Source organism: Pseudomonas luteola NBRC 103146, assembly GCF_002091675.1.
Lineage (GTDB): Bacteria > Pseudomonadota > Gammaproteobacteria > Pseudomonadales > Pseudomonadaceae > Chryseomonas > Chryseomonas luteola.
This window is the reverse complement of the sequence record NZ_BDAE01000026.1, coordinates 40,084-64,261: the sequence shown is the minus strand read 5'-3', so window position 1 is coordinate 64,261 and position 24,178 is coordinate 40,084. Positions and strand designations below refer to the sequence as shown.

Annotated in this window: 20 protein-coding genes; 9 read left to right on the top strand and 11 right to left on the bottom strand. The window is 56.2% G+C overall.

Annotated features, from left to right (window positions below; translation table 11 throughout):
* The first annotated feature begins 565 nt into the window (after positions 1–565).
* Positions 566–880 (top strand): hypothetical protein, encoded by a 315-nt coding sequence (locus PLU01S_RS21195; protein WP_074826454.1) that lies wholly within the window; start codon positions 566–568, stop codon positions 878–880.
* A gap of 83 nt (positions 881–963) precedes the next feature.
* Here the strand turns inward: PLU01S_RS21195 and PLU01S_RS21190 are convergent, their stop codons facing one another.
* Positions 964–1,578 (bottom strand): cyclodeaminase/cyclohydrolase family protein, encoded by a 615-nt coding sequence (locus PLU01S_RS21190; RefSeq protein ID WP_074826450.1) that lies wholly within the window; start codon positions 1,576–1,578, stop codon positions 964–966.
* A 149-nt stretch (positions 1,579–1,727) separates the two neighbouring features.
* Between PLU01S_RS21190 and PLU01S_RS21185 the strand changes: the two genes are divergently transcribed.
* Genes PLU01S_RS21185 through arsH form a run of 4 tightly spaced genes read left to right on the top strand, consistent with a single transcriptional unit; the run spans position 1,728 to position 4,606 of the window.
* On the top strand, positions 1,728–2,084 hold the full coding sequence (locus PLU01S_RS21185) for a metalloregulator ArsR/SmtB family transcription factor (RefSeq protein WP_074826448.1): 357 nt from the start codon (positions 1,728–1,730) through the stop codon (positions 2,082–2,084).
* Between the two features lie 30 nt (positions 2,085–2,114).
* Positions 2,115–3,398 (top strand): arsenic transporter, encoded by a 1,284-nt coding sequence (locus PLU01S_RS21180; protein WP_074826447.1) that lies wholly within the window; start codon positions 2,115–2,117, stop codon positions 3,396–3,398.
* Positions 3,399–3,413: 15 nt separating this feature from the next.
* On the top strand, positions 3,414–3,881 hold the full coding sequence (locus tag PLU01S_RS21175; protein ID WP_074826446.1) for an arsenate reductase ArsC: 468 nt from the start codon (positions 3,414–3,416) through the stop codon (positions 3,879–3,881).
* Positions 3,882–3,895: 14 nt separating this feature from the next.
* Positions 3,896–4,606 (top strand): arsenical resistance protein ArsH, encoded by a 711-nt coding sequence (gene arsH / locus PLU01S_RS21170; RefSeq protein WP_256680790.1) that lies wholly within the window; start codon positions 3,896–3,898, stop codon positions 4,604–4,606.
* Here the strand turns inward: arsH and PLU01S_RS21165 are convergent.
* Positions 4,591–5,652: an ArsO family NAD(P)H-dependent flavin-containing monooxygenase gene (locus PLU01S_RS21165; RefSeq protein WP_083397922.1), complete on the bottom strand. Its 1,062-nt coding sequence runs from the start codon at positions 5,650–5,652 to the stop codon at positions 4,591–4,593. The two genes, arsH and PLU01S_RS21165, sit on opposite strands and share 16 nt — an antisense overlap.
* 175 nt (positions 5,653–5,827) lie before the next feature.
* Here PLU01S_RS21165 and PLU01S_RS21160 point away from each other — a divergent pair, with 175 nt between their 5' ends.
* The 3 genes from PLU01S_RS21160 to PLU01S_RS21150 all read left to right on the top strand — a co-directional run bounded on the left by PLU01S_RS21160 (position 5,828) and on the right by PLU01S_RS21150 (position 10,816).
* Complete coding sequence (locus PLU01S_RS21160; protein WP_074826441.1) at positions 5,828–8,050, top strand: ATP-binding protein; 2,223 nt, start codon at positions 5,828–5,830, stop codon at positions 8,048–8,050.
* Positions 8,051–8,496: 446 nt separating this feature from the next.
* A complete protein-coding gene (locus PLU01S_RS21155; protein ID WP_074826438.1) occupies positions 8,497–9,918 on the top strand; it encodes an amino acid permease in 1,422 nt (473 codons plus the stop codon).
* Positions 9,919–10,027: 109 nt separating this feature from the next.
* Positions 10,028–10,816 carry an SDR family oxidoreductase gene (locus tag PLU01S_RS21150; RefSeq protein ID WP_074826435.1) on the top strand — a complete coding sequence of 263 codons (789 nt, stop codon included), beginning with the start codon at positions 10,028–10,030 and terminating at the stop codon, positions 10,814–10,816.
* Positions 10,817–10,846: 30 nt separating this feature from the next.
* Here the strand turns inward: PLU01S_RS21150 and PLU01S_RS21145 are convergent, their stop codons facing one another.
* From PLU01S_RS21145 to phhA, 3 genes are read right to left on the bottom strand one after another with little or no spacing between them, the layout of a single operon-like run.
* Positions 10,847–12,043: an amino acid aminotransferase gene (locus PLU01S_RS21145; protein WP_074826433.1), complete on the bottom strand. Its 1,197-nt coding sequence runs from the start codon at positions 12,041–12,043 to the stop codon at positions 10,847–10,849.
* A complete protein-coding gene (locus PLU01S_RS21140; protein ID WP_019365745.1) occupies positions 12,040–12,402 on the bottom strand; it encodes a 4a-hydroxytetrahydrobiopterin dehydratase in 363 nt (120 codons plus the stop codon). Before PLU01S_RS21140 ends, PLU01S_RS21145 begins: the two co-directional genes overlap by 4 nt.
* A 17-nt stretch (positions 12,403–12,419) precedes the next feature.
* Positions 12,420–13,205: a phenylalanine 4-monooxygenase gene (gene phhA, locus PLU01S_RS21135; protein ID WP_074826430.1), complete on the bottom strand. Its 786-nt coding sequence runs from the start codon at positions 13,203–13,205 to the stop codon at positions 12,420–12,422.
* Between the two features lie 278 nt (positions 13,206–13,483).
* Between phhA and PLU01S_RS21130 the strand changes: the two genes are divergently transcribed.
* On the top strand, positions 13,484–15,052 hold the full coding sequence (locus PLU01S_RS21130) for a sigma-54-dependent transcriptional regulator (RefSeq protein ID WP_074826427.1): 1,569 nt from the start codon (positions 13,484–13,486) through the stop codon (positions 15,050–15,052).
* A 1,303-nt stretch (positions 15,053–16,355) separates the two neighbouring features.
* Here the strand turns inward: PLU01S_RS21130 and PLU01S_RS21120 are convergent.
* The 6 genes from PLU01S_RS21120 to PLU01S_RS21095 form a co-directional block, all read right to left on the bottom strand.
* Positions 16,356–17,915 (bottom strand): UxaA family hydrolase, encoded by a 1,560-nt coding sequence (locus PLU01S_RS21120; RefSeq protein WP_074826422.1) that lies wholly within the window; start codon positions 17,913–17,915, stop codon positions 16,356–16,358.
* 18 nt (positions 17,916–17,933) lie between these two features.
* Positions 17,934–19,112: a mannonate dehydratase gene (gene uxuA / locus PLU01S_RS21115; protein ID WP_074826419.1), complete on the bottom strand. Its 1,179-nt coding sequence runs from the start codon at positions 19,110–19,112 to the stop codon at positions 17,934–17,936.
* 11 nt (positions 19,113–19,123) lie between these two features.
* The gene (locus PLU01S_RS21110; protein ID WP_074826415.1) at positions 19,124–20,581 is read right to left on the bottom strand and encodes a mannitol dehydrogenase family protein; all 1,458 of its coding nucleotides are present in this window, start codon (positions 20,579–20,581) and stop codon (positions 19,124–19,126) included.
* Positions 20,574–21,677: an Ldh family oxidoreductase gene (locus PLU01S_RS21105; protein ID WP_074826412.1), complete on the bottom strand. Its 1,104-nt coding sequence runs from the start codon at positions 21,675–21,677 to the stop codon at positions 20,574–20,576. Before PLU01S_RS21105 ends, PLU01S_RS21110 begins: the two co-directional genes overlap by 8 nt.
* A gap of 10 nt (positions 21,678–21,687) precedes the next feature.
* Positions 21,688–22,977, bottom strand: a complete 1,290-nt coding sequence (locus tag PLU01S_RS21100; protein ID WP_074826408.1) for an MFS transporter — start codon at positions 22,975–22,977, stop codon at positions 21,688–21,690.
* 84 nt (positions 22,978–23,061) lie between these two features.
* Entirely contained in the window at positions 23,062–24,093 is a 1,032-nt protein-coding gene (locus PLU01S_RS21095) for a Zn-dependent oxidoreductase (protein ID WP_074826405.1), read from the bottom strand.
* Between the last annotated feature and the right edge of the window lie 85 nt (positions 24,094–24,178).

Below are 24,178 nucleotides of genomic sequence, written 5' to 3'. Positions count from 1 at the left end.
CCCGCTCGTTTTTTTCAAGTAGTACGTCCGACGAACGGTAAATTTTTACTTGGTATCAGTCGATGTGCAGGAGTCGGTAGATGAACACGGCTTCGCTGCGTATCGGTGCAACTTCTTTCGTACTGGCGTCGTCTTTATGACGATCAGAAGACAGCAAAATGCAATAACGAGACATGCGTCTCACTTTTCTAGCGCTATGAACGCTACCCTTTCAAACACGTGAGATGAACGGGTTTGAGCAACGCAGTATTCATGCTGAAGGTAAGAAGTTGATTCAGCTATGAAATTTTGATCCCCGCCAAATCTCGCCGTTGTTGTCGAGTAAGTGCTCGTAACGGTTGCCCCATTAAATTGGAAACCGTTTGCAAACTGCCTGTGCGCAGTATGCAAACGCTATAGCGGCTGGAAAATCTCGTTTCAGATCGCCTGAAATTTTTCTCAGGCGAGGCTCAGGCTGAACAGTTCACCGTTCTCATGGCCGGTCGTAGCTGATGGAGCTCCAGCAATATTGAGACTGGTTCAGAGCCTTTGCTCCCGTCTCCCTACCGATTTCGAGATACCTTTCATGACCAAATACAACAACGCCCTGCGCCGCACCGAAGAAATCTTTTTTGATGATCGCAAACGCAACGAACTGATCATTATCCCGCACGACACTGATGAAATCAGCGAAATTGAGGCACTTTTGACACAATTATCACGTGCCTCCTTACGTGTCATCCATAAGAATGGCCAAAAGGCGACATTGATGATTCTTCAGGGCTGGAAGTCCAATCCCAAAAAAATCACGGCCAGCTTTACGCCGGGCGTGATTGATGTACTGGGACGTGACCTGGAACCCAAGGATCTGCTGGCCCTAGCTATCGAAAAAGCAACTTAACCCGTACTGCAACACCGTACAGGTACGATAGAACCATTTGGCTTATTCAGGCCAAATGGCTAGTCACATCTGTAGAAAAGTGTCTAGCGGGTACAGACTGCCTTCCTAATGGACTGTAGATACAGGTCTGCCTGCTGCTCAAGACATTGCCGTTTTGTAACTGCCTCATCCCGCACCGTGCCCTCCTCCAGCATCTTTGCATCTGCATCTACATTGAGCAGTACCGCCGATAACCCACCCTGCAATAACAGACTCCCAGACAGTATGTCGCTCAGCACATTCTCGGACGTAAACGAAACGCCTTCTTCCGCCAGACGAAGCAGTTCGAGACAGGTTTCTGCTGTTTCCAACGGGACCTGCGTGGCCTCGACCACGGCATCTTGTACCTCCTGCTCACGTTCTTCTGCCTGGATTGAGGAATGCTCCGGTAGTCGAGCCGCATCCATATAGCGCTCAAACGCTTTTACATCTGCGTCGGCGTAGGTACCAAGCTTCGCCATCTGCTGCTCGACGCGCTTGATCAGCTCGCTCCGACCAGGAGCAGCCGATTTGGATTCGCTGATCCGCAGCGCCATGAGTATCAACGCACTTCCCATCGTGGCCGAGACGGCCGCTGCTGCCCCACAGCTGGGTGTCGAGCTGTTGGCAGCCGTTGCATCACGAAAGGCTGCCAGCGTCATGCTCCAGATACTGCTCATGATTCACACCTGCACTCTTTGTCTGTTCTTATCAGAGCGGCCAGCAAGCAAATACGTTTCCAGCGTACGTGCTGACAGGTTATATGGATGCACGTATATACGACTTTTCATATATTAATTATAGTGTCTCCCTTATTGAAGGAAGCCATATGTCCCAATCCCTGACACCTTCACTCCTGTTTAAATGCCTCGCCGACGAGACCCGTGCACGCATGACATTGCTGATCCTTCAAGAGGAAGAGCTATGTGTATGTGAACTCGCCAGCGCTCTGGATGAAATCCAACCAAAGATTTCTCGCCATCTGGCACACCTGCGCCAATGTGGACTGCTAGCGGATCGTCGCCAGGGCCAATGGGTGTATTACCGGATTCACCCAACCTTGCCCGGGTGGATTCGGGCTGTCCTTCGGAGCACGCTGGAAGCCAATCCAGCGTGGCTCGCGGTGGACATGGAACGCCTGCACAAAATGGGTAACCGTCCCGAGCGTAAGGCGCTTTGCTGTTAATCAACGTCAACCTTCCATCGAGTTTCATGCATGCTGATTGCATCTTTGATCTTTCTGATAACGATCGTTCTGGTCATCTGGCAGCCCAAAGGGTTAGGCGTGGGCTGGAGCGCATCCCTAGGAGCCGTTCTGGCACTTCTGACAGGTGTCGTAAGCCTGGGAGACATCCCGGTCGTATGGCATATCGTATGGAATGCTACTGCCACCTTTATCGCCATTATCGTCATCAGCCTGCTACTGGATGAGGCAGGCTTTTTCGAATGGGCCGCATTGCATGTCGCCCGCTGGGGTGGCGGCAACGGACGCAGGCTGTTCGCGTTCATTATCCTGCTGGGGGCTGCGGTTTCTGCCCTGTTCGCCAATGACGGTGCGGCGCTGATCCTCACTCCTATTGTCATCGCCATGCTAATGGCCTTGCGCTTTTCTCCAGCCGCCACGCTGGCATTTGTCATGGCGGCCGGTTTTATTGCCGATACAGCCAGCCTGCCGCTCGTGGTATCCAACTTGGTAAACATCGTTTCGGCGGATTATTTCGGCATCAGCTTTGGCGAATATGCCGCCATCATGGCACCCGTGAATATCGTGAGCATTCTGGCCACGCTGATTATGCTGCTCTGGTTTTTCCGCCGTGAAATTCCTCAGCACTACGACTTGGCCCAGATCAAGGACCCTCGTGAAGCCATACGCGACCGTGCAACGTTCATTGCTGGCTGGTGGGTGCTGGGCCTTCTGCTCATTGGCTTCTTCATCATTGAGCCGATGGGTGTACCTATCAGCGTGATTTCTGCGGCCTGTGCCCTGCTGCTATTCGTAATTGCGGCGCGAGGTCATGTGATCAGCACCCAGAAGGTTCTCAAGGACGCTCCCTGGCAAATTGTCGTCTTTTCCCTTGGGATGTATCTAGTGGTATACGGGCTACGCAATGCGGGCCTGACAGACTACGTGACGCAGGCGTTGAAATATTGCGCTCATTACGGTGTATGGGGCGCTGCAATCGGAACCGGCCTGCTAACCGCTTTTTTGTCGTCCATCATGAACAACCTGCCCACGGTTCTCATTGGAGCGCTTTCCATTCATGACAGTGAAACCACCGGTGTGGTCCAGCAGGCCATGATTTACGCCAACGTTATTGGCAGCGACCTGGGCCCGAAGATTACCCCTATCGGGAGTCTGGCCACGCTGCTCTGGCTACATGTTCTTGCACGCAAGGACATTACGATTACCTGGGGTTACTACTTCAAGGTAGGTATCGTTCTTACCCTGCCCGTTTTGCTCGCGACGCTTGCTGCGCTCGCTCTGCGTTTAAGTCTGTAAGCGCCAGGAGGCTTTATGAAAGTACTGTTCATGTGTACCCATAACCGTTGCAGAAGCATTCTATCGGAGGCAGTGTTCAATCATCTGGCTCCTGATGGATTCGAGGCGGTTAGCGCTGGTAGCCATCCTAGCGGGGAGGTCAGTCCATTGACTTTAAATGCTCTAAAAAGGGCTGGTATTACAACGGAGGGACTTTATAGCAAGTCTTCCGACGTGTTTGCTGACGCTCCGCCTGATGTGGTTATTACCGTCTGCGACCGTGCAGCTGGCGAAGCCTGCCCGGTCTATTTTGGTCATGTACTCAAGGCTCATTGGGGGCTGGAGGATCCCTCTGCACTGGAGGCCAGCGAAGCGGATATTCAGCAAGCCTTCGAGAAAACGCTAAGGATCATCGAGCAGCGCGTGCAGGCATTCCTTGCCCTACCGTTTGATCGCTTGAATCGGGACGAACTCCGCTCCGCAGTTAATGCGCTTGGCAACTGACCGGGAGGCTTCACTTGGATAACCTGCCGAATCTCGATATGTCCCTGATCGACATTCCCGCTGTCGAGCGCCTGGATAGTCAGCAGCCCCTGCCCCATAAGCCCAGGATCCTGTTGCTTTATGGATCGAACCGAGAGCGCTCCTTCAGCCGACTCCTGACACAGGAAGCCGCTCTTCTGCTCGAACATTTTGGCGCCGACGTCCAAATTTTTGACCCTTCAGGTCTCCCCTTGCCTGACGATGCCCCCGATACCCATGAGAAAGTCGTTGAGCTGCGGGAATTGATGCAATGGTCAGAAGGTCAGGTATGGTGCTCACCTGAGCGACACGGCTCCATGAGCGCCGTTTTCAAAGCACAAATCGACTGGGTTCCGCTGGCCATGGGTGCGGTTCGCCCTACCCAAGGCAAGACCCTCGCTGTTCTGCAGGTCTGCGGAGGCTCGCAGTCCTTCAATGTCGTGAATCAACTGCGTGTTTTAGGTCGTTGGATGCGGATGTTCACGATTCCAAATCAGTCCTCGGTGCCCAAGGCGTTTCTGGAATTCGATGAGGCAGGACGAATGAAACCTTCGCCCTATTACGATCGCCTGGTGGACGTCATGGAAGAACTGATGAAGTTCACGCTCCTGCTCCGTGGGCGCCAGACGTATCTGGTAGATCGTTACTCGGAACGCAAGGAATCTGCCGAGGCACTGTCCCGGCGCGTCAATCAACGCTCCCTCTGATCGAGATAGACTTCAATCTCCTGAACGGTGCTCCGTGCCGTTCGGGTGACGCCTACCAGCGTTGCTGATGCCATACCGGTCCACTCACCGTAGCCCACGAGCCACGCACGGGGCTCCTTGACCGAACGAGTGCGGTTAACCTGAACACGTCCATCCGGCTCGACCAGCCCCAGCGCTTCCAGATGCGCCAACGCAGGCCTGAAGCCCGTGCACCAGATTACCGCATCTACTGCAATTTCATGTCCGTCGGACCAGACTACGCCGCTCTCAGTAAAGCGCTCGAATGGCCGCACGGCCCGTAATACGCTTCGTGTCCTTGCCTCCTTCACGCTGGGAACCATGACAATATCGCCCAGCCCACCCGCGGGCTCATCGCAGATGCGGCCTTCCTGCTGCGCCCTCCAGCGCTCGGTTGCTCGCTCGAACAGGACATATCCATCCACATCGTCCGGTAGAAATTGTGGATCCGCCAGGGTAATCCAATGAGCCTCTGCCACCTTGGATACTTCAGCCAGGATCTGAGCCCCTGAATTGCCCCCTCCGACAATCAATACGGTTTTGTCCATAAAAGGCTCGGCATTGACATACTGTGCCGAATGAATCTGCTGCCCTCTGAACAGCGTTTGGCCCGGATAACGGGGCGTGTAGGGATGTCGCCAGGTTCCGGTTGCACTGACTACCGCCTGGGCCAGCCATGCCTCTGCGCCAGCCTTGACCAGCAAACCGTTCGGGTGTGGCTCAATGCTCTCTACCCAGACAGGACGCCTGATGGGAAACCCGTAACGGTGCTCATACCGGGTCAGATAATCCAGGACATGGTCACGCGAAGGCGTTTCTTCGTGGGTAGGAGGCATGGGCCAACCAGGAATGGAGCTGGAGCTGGCCGGTGAGAAAAGATGCAACGAATCCCATCCGTGTTGCCAGGCACCACCTGGATGCTGCTCTGCATCCAGCAACACGAATGAACGTGACGTACGGCGCAGGAAATAGGCAACTGCCAGCGCGGACTGCCCTCCTCCTACCACAACCACGTCAATCTGCTGCATAACCCTGCTCCACCCTGCCATTCTCGGTAGTTTCTGACCGTTCATGCACCCTAGGGGTGCCTACCGCTTCGACACCTTGATCAAACGATCAAGGCCAAATGCAGTCACATCTATAACAGACGAAGTGGCAGTTAATGACTGCACAGCTCTGGATTAGAAGGAGTTCACATTCGGCATGACTGGCCACGATCAACGCGAAGCCGACCCCATACGCTGTGAGAGCGAGCCTATTCATATTCCAGGCGCTATTCAGCCTCATGGGTATCTGATTGCTTTTAGAGAAGCCGATACTCGCGTTCAGCACATCAGCGCCAACCTCCCTACGCTTTTGGACTGCAAAACGGATGCGGTACTTGGACAGCCTCTTGCAAAGATCCTGAATGCTCAAGCGCTGTCGCAGGTCGAGCAAGCGCTCCGGCAGCCCGATTTCGACGAGGTCAATCCGCTGTTATTGACGGTCGGAGGCCACGAATACGAGGGTCTGCTGCATCAACATGATGGCTTGATCTTTCTCGAACTGGAACGTGCTCAACCCACTTCGCCTTCTGACGGCGTTCTGAATTCACGCGCGTTGCGTCGCCTGCAAAAAGTACGCACGTTGGCGGATTTGCAGCAGGTGGTTGTCGAGGAGGTCAGAGCCCTAACAGGTTTCGACCGTGTTGTGGTCTACCGATTCGATAACGAAGGTGACGGCCAAGTGGTGGCAGAGGCACGAGATCCTGAGGTAGATCCCTATCTCGAGCTTCGGTTTCCTGCCTCTGATATACCGGCCCAGGCCCGTAAGCTCTATGAGCATAACTGGATTCGCCTGATTCCCGATGCTCGCTATGAGCCGGTCCCCCTGCTTCCGCCATTCAGAAGCGAGACAGGCCAGCCGGTGGACCTTAGTTGTGCAATCCTGCGCAGTGTTTCGCCGCTGCATCGGGAATACATTGGCTATCAAGGCTTGCGGGCGTCAATGAGTGTATCGCTTATGCAGGGCGATTCCTTATGGGGCCTGATCAGCTGCGGTCATAGGGAGCCCCATTACCTTCCCTACCGAATCCGTGCCGCTTGCCAGGCAATTGGCGAGTTAACGTCGCTCCAGATCAATGCGCTCCAGGAGCGGGATGCCCAACAGCAGCGTGAAGCCAAGCAGGAATACCTTTCTCGCCTGGTGAAAGCCATGCATTCGGCTGAAGATGAGGCGTTGATCGGGCTGATGTACAAAGGAGACGATCTTCTGGCGCTTGCGGATGCCAGTGGCGCTGCCATTTTAGTCGATCAGCGCGTATTGGTCGTGGGGGATTGCCCGGGTGATACTGAAATCAGGGCGCTTGCCCAATGGGCTGAATCGCAACTTAGCGAGAGCGGGATTTTCCATACGCGCTGTCTACCCAATGAGCTGGCTGATGCCTCTACCTATGCGCACCTGGGTAGCGGCCTTATGGCTATTACCCTGCCCAAGCCAGTCACCAATATGGTGCTGTGGTTCAGACCAGAGCTGGTCAAAACCCTCAAATGGAGCGGTAATCCGAATAAACCCTTGGAAGCGGACCCAGAGACCGGTCAGCTGCGTCCTCATCCGCGGCGCAGCTTTGCCGTTTGGCGAGAACAGGTACGTGGACGCTCCAAGCGCTGGCTTCCTGGAGATATTTATGCCGTCAAGGACTTGCGCCGCTCAGCGATAGAAATTGATCTGGCCCTTCAGGTCGCCCGCGAACGCGAGGCCGTACGTGCACGTGACGAGATTGTGGCAGTAGTCTCCCATGACCTGCGTAATCCCATGACGATTGTGACCATGCAGGCAGGCCTTATGCAGCGGATGATCGTGGGCGATCAACGTGAATCATCCAAGCGCTTGCTGTCGGCGATCAATATCATTCAAACGGTCGCTACACGCATGAATAGCATGATTGGCGACCTGTTGGACCTGTCCAAGATTGAATCGGGCCGCTTTCAGATTTCACCTCAGCCCCATGATGCTTCCAGTCTGGTCCACCAGGCGGTGCAGCTATTGCAGTCGCTCGCCGAAACCAAATCCATTCAGCTCAAGATTCATGTAGAAGACGACGTGATCCTGAATGCCGATGCCGAGCGGCTCTTTCAGGTGCTATCGAATCTGATCAGTAACGGTATCAAGTTCACGCCTGCTGGTGGCAGTATTGAGATATCCGTGACGCGTGAGGGTAGCCACGCCTGCTTCTCCATCAGAGACAGCGGCATAGGCATTTCCGATGACGAATTGGAGCACATCTTTGATCGTTACTGGCACGTCAAGGCAGGCAACCCAACGGGAACCGGGCTGGGCCTATTCATTAGCAAGGGAATTGTGGAAGCGCATGGAGGCCGAATCTGGGCCGTGAGCGATCCAGGGCAAGGCAGCACCTTTCATTTCACGCTGCCCGTGGCCGCTTGATTGACTGAGGCGTTATTCCACACAGTGATCTGCTCGTCAAAAAACTTTTACGGCAAGCCTCGTAAATCGCGGGTTTTGGCGCGACTGTCAGAAAAACGTGACACTTTCTCTCACGGGAACAGCCCTGGCTCTTCAGGCCGGGGTTGTTACCTAAGTTGGCTTCGGCTCATATAGGTCTACTGGAAAGGACATTCCATTACCGTTTCTCTGGTACGTCCGCTCCGTCACATACAACAATAAAAGGTGACGCATGATCCTGAACGTAGACTGCCTGCTTTCTAGCCCTAAAACCGCCTCGATTAACCTTACCTATCACAGGTGTACTCCTCAAAAGAGTGCTTCAACCGATAAAAGGCGGAGTACCTGCGACATTTTTACCTAGTTTGGCCTTCGCATAGACACGCTTCACACCGCACAATAACAACACCTTGCGTGAGGACGTTTAAATGGTTGGTCGTAACACCCAATCGGGTACACTCAAACGTGGCCTGAAAAATCGCCATATCCAATTGATAGCCCTGGGTGGCGCTATTGGTACTGGTTTGTTTCTTGGCTCGGCAGGCGTCATGCAGTCGGCCGGCCCTTCCATGATCCTGGGCTATGCCCTGGCGGGATTTATTGCCTTTCTCATCATGCGCCAACTGGGCGAGATGATTGTCGAGGAACCTGTAGCCGGCTCGTTCAGCCACTTCGCTCATCGATACTGGGGAGGCTTTGCCGGCTTTCTGTCAGGCTGGAACTGCTGGGTTCTCTATATCCTGGTAGGCATGTCCGAGCTGACGGCGGTTGGCAAGTACATTCACTACTGGTGGCCGGAGATACCCACTTGGGCCAGCGCCGCCTTCTTTTTCCTGCTGGTCAATGCCATTAACCTGGCCAATGTGAAACTGTTCGGCGAGGCCGAGTTCTGGTTTGCGATCATCAAAGTGGTTGCCATCATCGGCATGATCCTGCTGGGAACTTACCTGCTTATCGGTGGCAGTGACCCACAGGCTTCTGTCAGCAACCTGTGGTCGCATGGCGGCTTCTTCCCCCACGGCATTCAGGGATTGGTCATGTCCATGGCCATTATCATGTTCTCGTTTGGTGGCCTGGAAATGCTGGGCTTTACCGCCGCCGAAGCCTCGGAGCCCAAGAAAGTCATTCCCAAAGCCATCAACCAGGTGATCTACCGTATCCTGATCTTTTATGTCGGCGCCCTGATCATTCTGCTTTCACTCAAGCCCTGGGATTCGCTGGTACAGACGCTGACTGCCTCCGGCGATGCGTACAGCGGTAGTCCCTTTGTCCAGATCTTCTCTCTGATTGGCAGTGATGCAGCGGCCCACATCCTGAACTTTGTCGTACTGACCGCAGCGTTGTCCGTCTACAACAGTGGTTGCTACTGTAACGGACGCATGCTGTTGGGTCTGGCTGAGCAAGGCGATGCGCCTCGTTTCCTGGCCAAGGTCGATACTCGCGGCGTACCGGTAAGTGCCCTTCTGTTCTCGGCCGCCATTACCTTCCTGGCGGTAGTTGTCAATTATCTGATGCCGCAGCAGGCGCTTGAGCTCCTGATGTCGCTGGTAGTGGCAACGCTGGTAATCAACTGGGCGATGATCAGCCTGGCGCATCTGAAGTTTCGTGCGCAGATGAAGCGCCAGGGTGTCAGCACGGCGTTCAAGGCGTTCTGGTATCCCTATGGGAACTACCTGTGCCTGGCGTTTGTAGTCTTCATCCTGGGCACCATGCTGTTGATTCCCGGCATCAATATCTCGGTCTACGCCATTCCGGTATGGCTGGTCATCATGGTGGCGTGTTATCGCCTCAAACGTAAGCCGGACGCCAACCCCGCAGAACCTTCGCTGGCAGCCACTTCGGCTGACTAAGCCAGACACCTGGACCCGTAAGGGTCCAGGCTCCTCCTCTGTATCAACTTTTCCCTCCCGCTGTAGCCTAATGCTCCGATCTTGCGTGTTCGCAACCGGAGGAAGAGCAATGGATTTAGGCATTTCGGGACGCTGGGCAGTGGTATGTGCTGCCAGCAAGGGGCTGGGTAAAGGCTGTGCCAGCGCGTTAGCTCAGGAAGGCGTCAACCTGGTAATCAATGCACGCGGCCTTGAAGCACTGGAGGAGACCGCCACATTTTTACGCTCGCTCAATCCTGCTATTGAGGTCCGCTGTGTCGCAGGCGATATCAGTGATGAAAACGTCAGACAGGCACTCCTGACTCAATGTCCACAGGTCGACATCCTTGTGAACAACGCAGGCGGACCTCCGCCGGGAGACTTTCGTGACTGGACGCGGGAGGACTGGCTGAGCGCCGTCGAGACCAATATGCTCACGCCCATCGAGCTGATCAAGGCAACCGTTGATGGCATGGCGGAGCGAGGATTCGGTCGTGTCGTGAATATCACGTCCTCTGCCGTCAAGGCGCCTATCGATATTCTAGGCTTGTCCAATGGCGCACGCAGCGGCCTGACGGGGTTTGTCGCCGGGCTTGCGCGTCAGGCTCGTCTGGCGGAGCGCAACGTTACGATCAACAACCTTCTGCCAGGCTCTTTCGATACCGATCGGCTACAAAACACACTGGAGCGTTCTGCACAGTCTGCTGGAAAGCCGGTGGCAGATATTGTTCAGCAGCGATTACAGACGGTCCCCGCCAGACGCTTCGGCACGGCAGATGAATTCGGTGCGGTGTGCGCTTTCCTATGCAGCCAACATGCGAGTTACATGACCGGCCAGAACGTGTTGCTCGATGGAGGGCATTACCAGGGTACGTTCTGAAAGAAAAGCCGGCGATTGCCGGCTTTTCCGCTACCGAGAGACCTCGGCAATCGCACGTGCCAGTTCATCGAGCCGGTTCTCGTCCAGCCCGGCGACATTGGCCCTGCCGCTACTGACGAGATAAACGCTATAACGCGCCTTGAGCTGTGCGACCTGCTCAGCGGTGAGTCCTGTATACGAGAACATACCGCGCTGCTCGGCAATATGAGCAAAGCGCTCGTTCAAGCCAAAAGGGATCAGTGCTTCGACCAGTCCCTTGCGCAAGCTCGTGATACGCGTGCGCATGGCATTGACTTCTTCTTCCCACATTGTGCGCAATGAAGCAGTACCCAGGATCTCGGCCACGACCGCCGCACCATGGGAAGGTGGCGTAGACCAGAGATTACGGGCAATCGAGGCGAGCTGGCTGCGTACGGCCAGAAGACGATCTGCATCTTCCGCCACCACGATCAGCCCTCCCGTACGTTCACGGTACAGACCAAAGTTCTTCGAGCAGGAGCTGGTAATCAAAAGCTCTGGCAACGCCTGGGCAAATAACCTGACAGCCCAGGCGTCTTCTTCCAGCCCATCGCCAAACCCCTGATAGGCAAAGTCGAACAAGGGCAGCAGCTCGCGCTCCTTTACGATCCCCAATACCTGCTGCCAATCGGCTCGACTCAAATCGAAGCCAGTCGGATTATGACAACAAGCGTGCAACAGGATGACGTCACCTTTGGGAATCTGCCGCATGGCTTCGAGCATACCGGCTACATCAAGACGGTTATCTGCTCCCACATAGGGGTAATGCTGCACGGCGAGCCCGGCGGCCCTGAACAGCGTTTCGTGAATCGGCCAGGTTGGCTGACTCAACCAGACGCCCTTGCCTGGCAGACACTGCGCAATGAACTCCCCTGTTAGCCGCAGGGCTCCTGTACCACCGACGGTCTGGGTACAGCCGGCCCGTTTGTCATCGATTACCGCGCTATGTGCACCTAGAACAAGGTGCAGCAGGTAGGTCCCGAAGCTCACATCGCCGTGGCCGCCAACATAGCTCTTGGTCTGTTCGTTGCCGATCAATGCCTGCTCCGCCAGTTTGACGGCTTTGGGAATGGGAGTAAGGCCTTGCCGATCCTTATATACGCCTACGCCCAGATCCAGCTTGGCGGGGTTAGGATCGGCTCGAAACGCTTCAAGCAGCCCCATGATCGGGTCGCCGGCTACCCAGTCGACCGTCTTAAAATGGCTCACTTGCGCCCCTCCGCTGTAGCCGCCACCTCGTCCGTGCGGGCCGCCATGATGAAATCGTTGCGATGAAGTCCTTTGATCGAATGGCTCCACCAGGTCACCGTCACCTTGCCCCATTCGGTCAAGAGGCCGGGATGATGCCCTTCTTCCTCAGCAATAGCGCCAACGGCATTGGTGAACGCCAGCGCATGGCGAAAATTCTTGAAGCGGAAGACCTTTTCGAGCTGCATGATTCCGTCACGCACTTCAATGTTCCAGTCCGGAATCTGCCGAATCAGCTCCGCCAGCTCTTCTTCGCTGACTTTGGGGGCATCGGCGCTACAGGCTTCGCAGTGGCCTTGTTTCAGAGCGGTAGCAGTCATGTCTTCTCCTTGTAATATCAGGCTGCTTTGGGCGAAAAGCGGGGTTTGTGAAGCCCGAGCTGCATGGCCTCGCGAACCATGCCCATGATGTCTTCATGAGCGACCTGGAATAGCCGCTTGAGTTCAGGCAACACGAAATAGACGGGTTGCAGAATATCGATTCGATACGGGGTACGCATGGCCTCGATGGGGTCGAACGGCAGGTGCTCGGGTTCGGCCGAAAGCGAATACACCGTCTCCTTGGGCGATGACAGGATACCGCCTCCATAGATCTTACGTCCCATCAGCGTATCCACCAGTCCAAACTCAATGGTCATCCAGTACAGGCGCGCCAGGAAGATGCGCTCTTCCTTGGAGGCAGCGAGCCCCAACTTGCCGTAGGTATGGGTGAATTCGGCAAACCAGGGATTGGTCAGCAGCGGACAATGGCCAAAGATTTCATGGAAGATATCGGGCTCCTGCAAGTAGTCCAGCTCTTCCCGGGTTCGAATGAACGTGGCGACTGGAAACTGCTGGCTAGCCAACAAGGCGAAAAACGTCTCGAAAGGGATCAACGCTGGCACCTGTGCCACGCGCCAGCCCGTGGTGCGTTCCAGTACGCGGTTGACTTCGGACAACTGGGGTATGCGGTCCATAGGCAGATCAAGCTGGGTAATACCGTCCAGGTATTCCTGGCAGGCCTTGCCTTCAATCACCTTCAACTGCCGAGTGATCAGCGTATTCCATACACCGTGTTCGTCATCCGAGTAATGGATAAAACCAGACTCATCCGGTTTTCTCGCCACGTACTGCGTACTTTTCATGTAGCCTCCTTGACGGCGGATGCCGCTGGGTCTTGTTGTATGGCTCTAGCAATAGCGCGAAGACGGTCTGTATGTATAAGGCTAAAAGATCAAGGCGGCATATTTTGCCTGGATGATTCGTAAGAAAATCTTTACAGCAAACTGTTAAGGGTTCACTTCAGGCTATGCGGTTTACTTGATAAAGGGCCTATCTGGCACATATTCTTGACACTCAGCTTGCGGCCTACTGAAAAAATTGGCTGCACCGCCCGCTATAATCACAACAATGGGCCCGCTCGATGCGAATCAAAGTTTTGTGTCAGAACCGCGTAGGCATTCTGCGCGACATGCTCAATCTGTTGGCTGACTACGGGATTAACGTGGCCCGTGGCGAGGTGGGAGGCGACCAAGGCAATACGGTCTATCTCTACTGCCCTAATCTGATCAATCTGCAATTCCAAGCACTGCGATCCAAGCTCGCGGCCATCCCCGGTGTTTTCGATATCTGGCGTATCAGCCTCATGCCCAGCGAGCGTCGCCACCTGGAACTCAATACGCTGCTCGGCGCGTTGGAGTTTCCCGTGCTGTCGATTGATATGGCTGGCCATATCGTTGCAGCCAACCGCGCAGCAGCGCAGCTATTGGGTGCCCGAGTGGACGAGGTGCCCGGAATGGCACTCTCTAAATATGTGGATGAGCTGGACCTGCCTGAGCTGGTTCGTGCCAACAAATCCCGGCTCAATGGTTTGCGTATTCAGATCAAGGGCGATGTTTTTCTCGCCGATATCACACCCCTGCAGACCGGGCATGACGACAGCGAGGCCCTGGCGGGCGCCGTACTGACGCTGCACCGTGCCGATCAGGTGGGCGAGCGTATCTATCAGGTACGCAAGCAGGAGCTGCGAGGGTTTGACAGCATCTTCCAGAGCTCCAGGTCCATGGCTGCTGTCGTCCGGGAGGCGCGACGCATGGCTCCTCTTGATGCGCCGCTGCTGATTACCGGCGAAACCGGTACCGGCAAAGAGCTGCTGGCGCGGGCCTGCCACTTGGCGAGCCCTCGCGGTCAAGCCCCCTTCATGGTGCTCAACTGTGCGGGTCTGCCCGAGTCGATGGCTGAGACGGAACTGTTTGGATACAGCGCTGGTGCATTCGAAGGGGCTCGGCCAGAGGGCAAGCTTGGACTGCTTGAGCTTACCGCCGGTGGCACGCTATTTCTGGATGAAGTGGGTGAGATGAGTCTGCGCCTTCAAGCCAAACTGGTTCGGTTTCTGCAGGATGGGATTTTTCGCCGGGTGGGTAGCGATGAGGAGGTCTACCTGGACGTCCGTGTCATCTGCGCCACCCAGCAGGATCTTTCCGATTTATGCGTACAAGGCGAATTCCGCCAGGACCTGTACCATCGCCTCAATGTGCTTTCGCTGCACATCCCCCCCTTGCGTGAATGCCTGGATGGACTGGAGCCGCTGGTCGAACACTTTCTGGATCAAGCCAGCCGCCAGATCGGCTGCCCGCTCAAGCCTTTGGCCCCTGCCGCCTTCGAGCGACTACGCCATTACCCCTGGCCTGGCAATGTGCGTCAGCTTGAAAATGCACTCTTTCAAGCGGTTTCCTTGGCCGAAGGCAAGGTAGTTAAACCTGAGCACATACGTCTGCCTGATTACGGCACCCCACAACCGCTGGGACACTTCACGCTGGACGGTAATCTTGACCAGATCGTTGGTCGATTCGAAAAGGCAGTGCTGGAACAGCTGATCACCCAATACCCCAGCAGTCGTTTACTGGGTAAGCGACTTGGCGTCTCCCACACTACCATTGCCAACAAGCTCCGGTTATACAGCATTGGGCAGCCTACCGAGCCGCAAGGATAAACAGCCAAAATCGGTGTGAAATATCCAGGTGATCGAACACGATCTGCACAGTTAATGCCTGAATAGTATCCGCAACCACAAGATGGCCACGCTTACTCAGCATAGCCACAACCGATGAACGTAGGCCGGACTCTTCATGAAGCTGTCCGAACCGGTGGCAACGATGCCATGTTGATTGAGTATTGGTTAATTATCGAGTCCCTGTTGCACGACGCGGCCGACTCGACGGCCTTTAACCTGAAGGTTCACTTGATTCGAGCGCGAGACAGAACGCTTCGACCTCTCAAGGTATTTTACGCACTACTAGATCCTAATTTGGCAGACTACTGCGCCGGACGTTTTTATCCTTAAATTTCAATTATTTAAACTAAAAAATTGATCCTATATCTAACGTTAAGTGAACGGTTTTTTAAGTACTGGGTAGCTACGTAAAGATCTGTTCAAATCTGATCGAATAGAAGATTTAATCTTTATAAATCAAAAACTTATTTATATAATTTAATGTTATTTATAGATATAAAACCAGCATTAAAGCATGCCGTGCGGTCTCTTCTGAAAAGCCCCCTGCGGTCAGACAGGAGGCTTTGTACGTTGATCAATGCGGAGCTGGTGCGGAGCCGACTGGCGTGAACTTATAAAGCTTGTTATTAGGGCCTGCCAAAATTGAAGCGACCATAGCCAGAGCCCCAGAACAGTTAACCATTTATAATCGATGGCGCACTGGCTACTGCATACTTCCAGATAGTAGCCCCGGTATTGCGTCGAGCACTACCATGTCACCGGACATCGAACCGGCATAAACCAGACCCGGCGACGAAGCTACTGGCCCTAACCCGACAGCCTATTTTGACGTCACCGGATTGGTACCGGTGGCAGGCACTTGGCAGAGAATCCGGCCAGTTGTCGCATCCAGCGCGGACCACGTACACCCTTTCTGCTTTTCTGGAGATCAGGCGTCACCGTATGGTTCTGTTCGAGGAGCTATGATCGACACATAGATTTGCGAATTGAGCGGATCTACCGATGAGCTCCACTCGATTCTACCGATCGTGTCTCCAGGGCCTACCTGGATTAACCAAAGGGTTCGCCGGCTCCTGCATCCAGCACCAGCCCCGAGTCGGCATAGTTATCCGGTATTAGTCGATGCGTCCTAGACACAACAGCACGCTGCGCTCGCCAAATGCCATAGACCCGGCGGTTGAAGGGGCCAACCGTCAGCATGCCTCACACGGCAGTGCCGGCAGGCTGTTGGTTGACCCGCCGGTGCCGATACAGGAAGGATCACACCGTGCAGCAGAACAGATTATGTGATGGCGCCAATATGCCAGGGAACGAATTCATTCTGCCCATAGCCGTGCTGCTCGCTCTTGCTGCGCTCGCCCGAGGCAATCCTTAGCATTTTGTCGAAAATCTCGGCTCCGGATGCTTCGATGGTCAGCGTACCGGTCGCGATTTCGCCACAGTTGATGTCCATGTCCTCTTCCTGACGCTGCCAGAGGGCATTATTGGTCGAGAGCTTGATCGAGGGCGCCGGTGCGCATCCATAGGCTGAGCCCCGTCCGGTGGTAAAGGCAATAAGATTTGCGCCACCCGCCACCTGCCCGGTAGCGGAAACCGGGTCATAGCCGGGCGTGTCCATGAACACCAGTCCCTGAGCCCTTACCGGCTCGGCATATTCATAGACAGCCATCAAGTTACTTGATCCGGCTTTCGCTACCGCGCCAAGCGATTTTTCCAGAATGGTCGTAAGGCCACCCGCCTTGTTGCCTGCAGACGGGTTGTTGTTCATTTCCGCTCCCGTGCGTCGGCAATACTCTTCCCACCAATGGATGCGCTCGATAAGCTTTTCGCCTACCTCACGGCTGGTAGCCCGACGGGTCAGCAGATGCTCGGCACCATATATTTCCGGTGTTTCGGATAGGATAGCCGTACCACCGCAGGCTACCAATCGGTCCACCGCATTACCCAGGGCCGGATTGGCGGTAATACCGGAATAGCCATCCGAGCCGCCGCATTGCAGGCCTACTATCAAATGACGGGCACTCACAGGCTGGCGCTCGATGCGATTGGCTTCGCTCAAGAGGTCTTTCACATACGCAATGCCTTTGGCTACGGTCTTGGCCGTACCTCCCGTATCCTGGATGGTGAACGTACGCAGTGTTGCGGTCGCTTCCAGCCCCTGAGCCGCCATCATGCCTTCGATCTGGTTGGTTTCGCAGCCAAGTCCGATCACCATGACCGCCGCGAAATTGGGATGGACAGCATATCCGCCCAGGGTGCGGCGCAAGATGGCCAGAGGCTCGCCTGCTGAATCCACAGCGCAGCCGGAGCTGTGTGTCAGCGCAACGACGCCATCCACATTGGGATAAGGCGCCAGAGCGGCCGGATTGATATCCCGCCGAAAATAGTCAGCCACTGCCCGAGCTACAGTCGCCGAGCAATTTACCGAGGTCAGGATACCGATATAGTTGCGCGTCGCTATACGACCATCCGGGCGGACGATACCTTGAAACATTGGCCCCTCGGTGGGAAAGGCCTGCACGTGGGCATCCTCTCCAAAAGCATAATCCCGGGCAAACTCGCCCATCGCCAGGTTATGAACATGGATGTGCTCGCCGGGCATGATGAGCGTCGTGGCAAAGCCGATGATCTGACCATAGCGGCGCACCGGTTGCCCGCTATCAATCCGGCGCACCGAGAACTTGTGGCCTGCGGGAATGGGCTGACTGAGGGTTACGCGCTCCTCCACGATGGCAAGCCCTGCCGGCAGCGGCTGTAGAGCCACGAGGACGTCGTCCTGCGGGTGGAGGCGAATCACGGCTTTGGCGGTATCGATCCCGCCTGTTTTTGTTATCAGTTCCATGGCGTTCTCACGGTAATGTCAATTTTGCAGTAATTGACGCACGGCCAGCTCTATCCCGCGCAACTCTGCCAATCCTTTGAGACGGCCGATCAGTGAATAGCCGGGGTTGGTACGGCGATGCTGATCATCCAGCAGCTGATGACCATGATCGGGCCGCAGGGGAAGTCGGGGGCCATGCTCATGTTCGCGTCGACGCTCTTCCAGAACCAGCTCACGGATCACACCAACCATGTCTGCGTCTCCAGCCAGATGATGCGCTTCGTGAAAGCTGCGCGGATCAGCCTCGCGCTTCACCGAGCGCAGGTGAGTGAAATAGATGCGAGGCGCAAACTGCCGAGCCATGGCAACAAGGTCGTTATCTGCACGCACCCCGTAGGATCCGGTGCAAAAGGTCAAGCCGTTGGCCGGACTGGGTGCCGCATCAAGAAGCCATTGGGCGTCCTGTGCGGTAGACACGATACGAGGCAAGCCCAGAAGAGGCCGTGGCGGATCGTCGGGGTGAATGGCCATGCGTACGCCCGCCGCCTCCGCCACCGGCACAATGACCTTGAGAAAGTAGCCCAGGTTTTCCCGAAGCTGTTCCGCGTCGATGTCCGCATAGGTCGCAAGCAGTCCTTTGAAATCATCCAGGCTATAGTGCTCTTCAGCGCCTGGTAGACCGGCAATCAAGGTAGCAACGAGCGTATCGCGCCGGGTGTCGTCCAGGTTGTCAAAATAGGTACGGGCCCGCTGGATATCGTCCTCGGTGTAGTCCGCCTCGGCGCCTTCACGCTTGAGGATAAAGAGATCAAACGCGGCAAATGCATCCTGATCAAAGCGTAGTGCCCACCCGCCGTCCTCCAGCGGCCATGCAAGGTCCGTACGGGTCCAGTCGAGGATGGGCATGAAGTTATAGCAGACAATATCGATACCGCACGCCGCGAGATTGCGAAGGCTCTGTTGGTAGTTGCCAATGTAGTCATCGCGGCGGCCACAGCCTCGCTTGATATCCTCGTGAACGGGAATACTTTCCACCACCGACCAGGTCAGTCCAGCTGCCTCGATCATCGCCTTTCGTTCACTGATCGCTTCTACTGTCCAGACTTCCCCGTTGGGAACCTGATGCAAGGCCGTGACGATGCCTGTTGCGCCGGTCTGCCGAATGTCGCTCAAGCTGATGGGGTCGTTAGGGCCGAACCAGCGCCAGGTATGCTCCATGACTTCGCTCCTTAATGATTATTACTGTTCGTCGCTTCTGCGAGCGCCACGGCAATACCTTGGGTGCTCAGCACACGGTAGGCTTGATGTACGGCCTGCCGGAACGCCTCCTGCTCGGCCAGACTCGCCGGAAATACGTCCGTAAGTCCCAGAAAGGCCTCGACCAGTGCTTCGCCCTGCCGGTGCGCATGCAACTCAGCAAAGGTGTCATGCAGTGGATCATTTACCTCATGCGCCCCTTGGCTGCTCTGCCCGGAGCAGTACTCAATCCAGGCCGCTACGCCAAACGCAATGCAGCTGATTCCGCCTCCCTGAGCAAGCCGTGCTTCCGTGCCGGAGAGCCAGCGCTGAGGCAGCTTTTGCGAGCCGTCCATAGCGATCTGATGCAAACGGTGCTGGAGGCTGTCGTTGCGAAAGCGTGCTATCAGATCATCAGCATAGGCGTTGAGGTCGATTCCTGCCGGCATCTCCAGCGTCGGCATGGCCTCGTCTTTCATGTAATGCCGGACGAGTCTGACCAGTGCAGGATCATTCATGGCGTCATACACCGTGGTATGACCTGCCAGTGCACCTACGTAGGCCAAAAGTGAATGGCTGCCATTGAGCAGGCGTAGTTTCATGGTTTCGAATGGGCGTACATCCGTTACCATTTGCACCCCCTCCTGCTCCCAGTCGGGCCGCCCCTGAGGAAACTGATCCTCTATCACCCACTGGCTGAAGGCTTCGCCAATAACGGCTGCCGGGTCCTCGCAGCCAAGCTGACGCAACGTTTCGAACGAGGCGTCAGTCATGGCAGGAACAATGCGGTCTACCATACTGCAGGGAAACGCGACCTCCTGACTGATCCAGGCGGCCAGTCGTTCATCTTGGGCAGCCGCCAATTGCGTTACCGCCTGCCGTGTTCGCTGGCCGTTGTCCGGCATGTTGTCACAGCACAATACTGTAAAGGGGGCTATCCCACGGGCATGACGGCGGCGCAAGGCCTCTACCAGCAGACCTGGGGCCGTACGCGGCGCATGGGGCGTGCGAATATCATAGGCGATATTGGGGTCATCTACGCGTAGCTGCCCAGTGGCGGGACTCAAGCAGTAGCCTTTTTCCGTCACAGTCAGCGTTACGATGCGTGTTGCTGGCTCGGCCATTCGTTCGAGCAAGGCTTCTCTATCTTCACCGCCTTCACCGGCATAAAGCACTTCCTGCAACGCTGCGATTTCTCGCAAGGCAACGTGTTCGCTGTCTCGGTATTCGGCCACGTGATAGCGGCAGTCTTGGGCACGAAGCTGATCGACAAGTGCGCGGTTGGAGCGAATGTTGGCGCTGCATATACCCCACTCTCCGCCACCATGCCGTGCCAGAGTGCGCTCCAGGTAGACCGCCTGATGCGCACGATGAAACGCACCAAGGCCCAAGTGCACGATGCCGATGATCGGCTTTGGATAGGTTGAGGGATACCGCTCGACTTCACGCATGGAAAGGCTCCTTGATTCCTGCCAGAGTAACGCCACAGGCTTCCCCCAGCGCTTGAAGGGATTCGATCACCCCTGTCTCAACCGGCACACCCTCACGCGATGCCGCTTCCTGGGCCTGGATTTCCTTGAGTCCCGCGTACCAGACCTGATCGTGCCCTGCGGCAGGCTCCGAGGTACGCAGGTCTGACAAGAGCTGATCCATGGCTTGGCGAAACTCATCCGCGGGGCGGAACAGGTCGATTCGAAAAGCAGCAAAAAAGTGCCCCACTCGCCCCGTACTCCCAGGCGTATCGTGCAGGTGCCTGCCAAACCCATGCCCTGCCAGTGCGCCACAAAGGATGTCGACCATCACGGCAAGACCATAGCCCTTGTGGCCACCAAACTCGGTGCCCGCACCGCCTAATGGGTGCAACCCGCCGCCTGCATAGATGTTCATGCTTTCCAGAAGACTGGGGGCATCATGGGCATCGCCTCCATCCGGTGCCGCAGCCCATCCAGTGGGCAACGGTGTGTTCTGCCGGCCATAGACTTCCAGCTTGCCGCGCGTCACGGCTGTGGTCGACATGTCCAGCACAAAGGCCTTTTCCCTGTCGGCCGGTGCGGCAAAAGCGATCGGGTTGGTGCCAAACATGCATTGTCGACCATGCGTGGGAACGCCAAGTGCCGCCGTGTTAGTCATGGCGATGCCAATCAGGTCATGGGGCAGCGCCTGCATGGCGTACCAGGCGGCAATACCAAAGTGGTTCGAGTCGCGTACGGTCGCGAAACCCGCGCCGTGCTCGCAGGCTTTGGCAATCACGGCATCCATGGCCTGCTGGCTGACCGTGGTGCCCATACCACCCTGGGCGTCCAACACCAGCGAGAGCGGCGTTTCATGAACCAGCTTCGGCTTGGCATCTGTCAGGATACTGCCCGCCTTGAGCCCCCGCACATAGCGCGGCAGACGTGCCACGCCATGGGAAGGAATGCCCCGGGCGTCAGAATTCACCAGCACCCGGGCAGCGAGTTCGGCGTCCGGTGCGGCGAGACCATGGGCTCTAAAGGCCTGCTGGCAGAATCCTTCAAGCGCCCCTTGTTCTACACGTGTGTACTGCATCTGCAACTCCTTACGAGGAACGGCCCAGTACTGACGGCGTAGCGACCGGTGGCGCCATCTCCGCCTGCACAGGGGCAATAGGCTTGACGAAACGGGCCACACACAGCGCACCCACAACCGTCAAAAGACCTGCCAGGAGGAAGGCACTGGTAAATGCCCCGGTAAACTGGACGATAAAACCGGTCACAGTCGGACCCACAATACCGGAGGTATTGGCCAGGAAGTGCATGAACCCGCTTACCCCACCTACTCGCGCTGCCGGTACGGTATCCTGGATGATGGCCCAGTAAATAGCGCCGGTCAGATACAGGAAGAATACAGACAGCGCCACCAGCGCTACCGCGCTATACATGGTGGAAACAAGCCCGGCGCAACCGATGCAGACCGCACAGCACAACAGGCACCCCACCAGCACCACCTTGCGCGAGAACATCACCCGGCCGGTTTTCTTGAGCACGAAGTCGGACACGAAGCCACCCAGCGCCAGTCCCAGGCATCCCAGAATCCACGGGATGACGGTCGCGATACTCATGTCCTTTACGTTCATGCCATGAGCCATGGTCAGGTAGCTTGGGAACCAGGTCAGGAAGAAGTACAGCGTGTAGTTGTAGGTGAAGAAGGCAAACGCCGTAAACAGCACGGTAGGCTGCTTGAGGTAATACCGGAGTGGCTGAGTCGGCACGTTGGCAATCTCGGTGAGCCGTTCACCCTCTTCGATTTCACGTGCTGCCGCACCGTCCGGCTTGGCCTTGATGAACTTGAACCACACCGCCGCCCAAACGAGGCCAATAATCATGATGACGATAAAGGACTCCTTCCAGCCGTAGGTGACGGCAATGATGCCTACCACCGGCCCGGAAATGGCGCCACCCAACGGCGTACCGGCCATGGAAACACCCAAGACGCGTGCTCGCTTATCGGGCGCATACCACGTGTTCACCATCTTGCTGGTTGTCACGCTCAGCGGCCCTTCCCCCATGCCAAACAGCACACGGATCAGGAACAATGAGGCAAAGCCCAGGGCCAGCACCGTCAAGCCACTGAACAGTGACCACAGCACCATAGCCACCAGCAGCGTGGTTTTGGCACCATAACGATCCGCTGCCCAGCCGCCAACAAAGTTGAAGGCTGCATACCCTACGAAAAAGCTGCTGAAGATCAGCCCCATCTCGCCGGCATTGAGCCCAAAGTCCTTCTGAATGAACGGAGCCGCCACAGACAATGCCGAGCGATCCAGATAATTGATGACACCCGCCAGAAACAGCATGACGAGTACCAGGCTACGACCTTGACCAAACATGGAAACCTCCCGCTTCTTGTATTTATCGGTGAGGGCGCCCGGGTGAGCGCGTATCGATTGGAAAGACGGCTAAGGCCGTCCGAGTTAACCCGCCACGTGCATCAACTCCACTAACACCTTACGCGTCTGCTCAGGATGGCTTTCGATCAGATCAATGGCCTCAGGCATATCGTCAAAGGCTACGCGATGGCTGATCAGATCCTGCGCATTCAGCTTTCCGGTCGCCATCAGCTCAATCACCCGTGGAAATTTGCGGTTGTTGAGCCGCGATCCTACTAGCGTCAATTCCTTCTTGATCATTTCCAGCTGTACCAGGTCGCTGGGCGCTGCATTGAAACCCAGAAGACCAATCCGCCCGGCGGGTGACGCCAGCCGCACCATTTGAGGCATCAACGCAGGAATACAGGCTGCATCTACAATGAGCGGTACGCCCTCGCCTCCGGTCTGCTCCTTCATGACAGACTCCACATCCTGTGCCTGCCCGTTGATCGTGCGTGTCGCGCCCAACGCCCGGGCTGTTTGCAGGCGCGTATCAATCACATCGGTAACAGTGATGTCGGTAAGTCCCAGGGCGCGCGCCATCTGCACGATGGTCAACCCGATAACGCCAGCGCCATAGACCAGTACAGAGTCGCCTGGCTGAGGTTGCATGCGATCAAGCACGTTCAGCGCGATGGAATACGGCTCCACCAAGGCAGCATGGCTGAGCGGCATCCCCTCTGGCAGTTTGTGAGCGTTCTCCGCTGGCACACTGACGCGCTCGCTGAAACCACCGTCGCGGTGCACGCCAATCACTTGCAAATGGGTACAGACATTAGGACGGCCAATGCGACAGGGGTAGCAGGTGCCGCAACTGATGACCGGATCGACGCACACACGATCGCCAACGCTCAGCGTCTCGACACCCTCGCCGACCTCCTGAACGACACCGGCAAACTCATGCCCGGTCACCCGGGGAAACCGAACGAACGCGTTCTGCCCATGGATGATATGCATGTCCGAACCGCAGATACCCGCATACGCCACGCCTACCACCACCTCACCTGGCGCAGCGACTGGTGTCTCGACCTGGGCCAGACTGAACTCATGGGGAGCCCGTACCTGAAAGGCTTTCATTGTTTGCCACTCCTCTGGATCGACCTAACGGCTGCACCGGCGTTACCCAGCAGCCTCCCTGCATACAATCGGTTCTGTTTGTTCA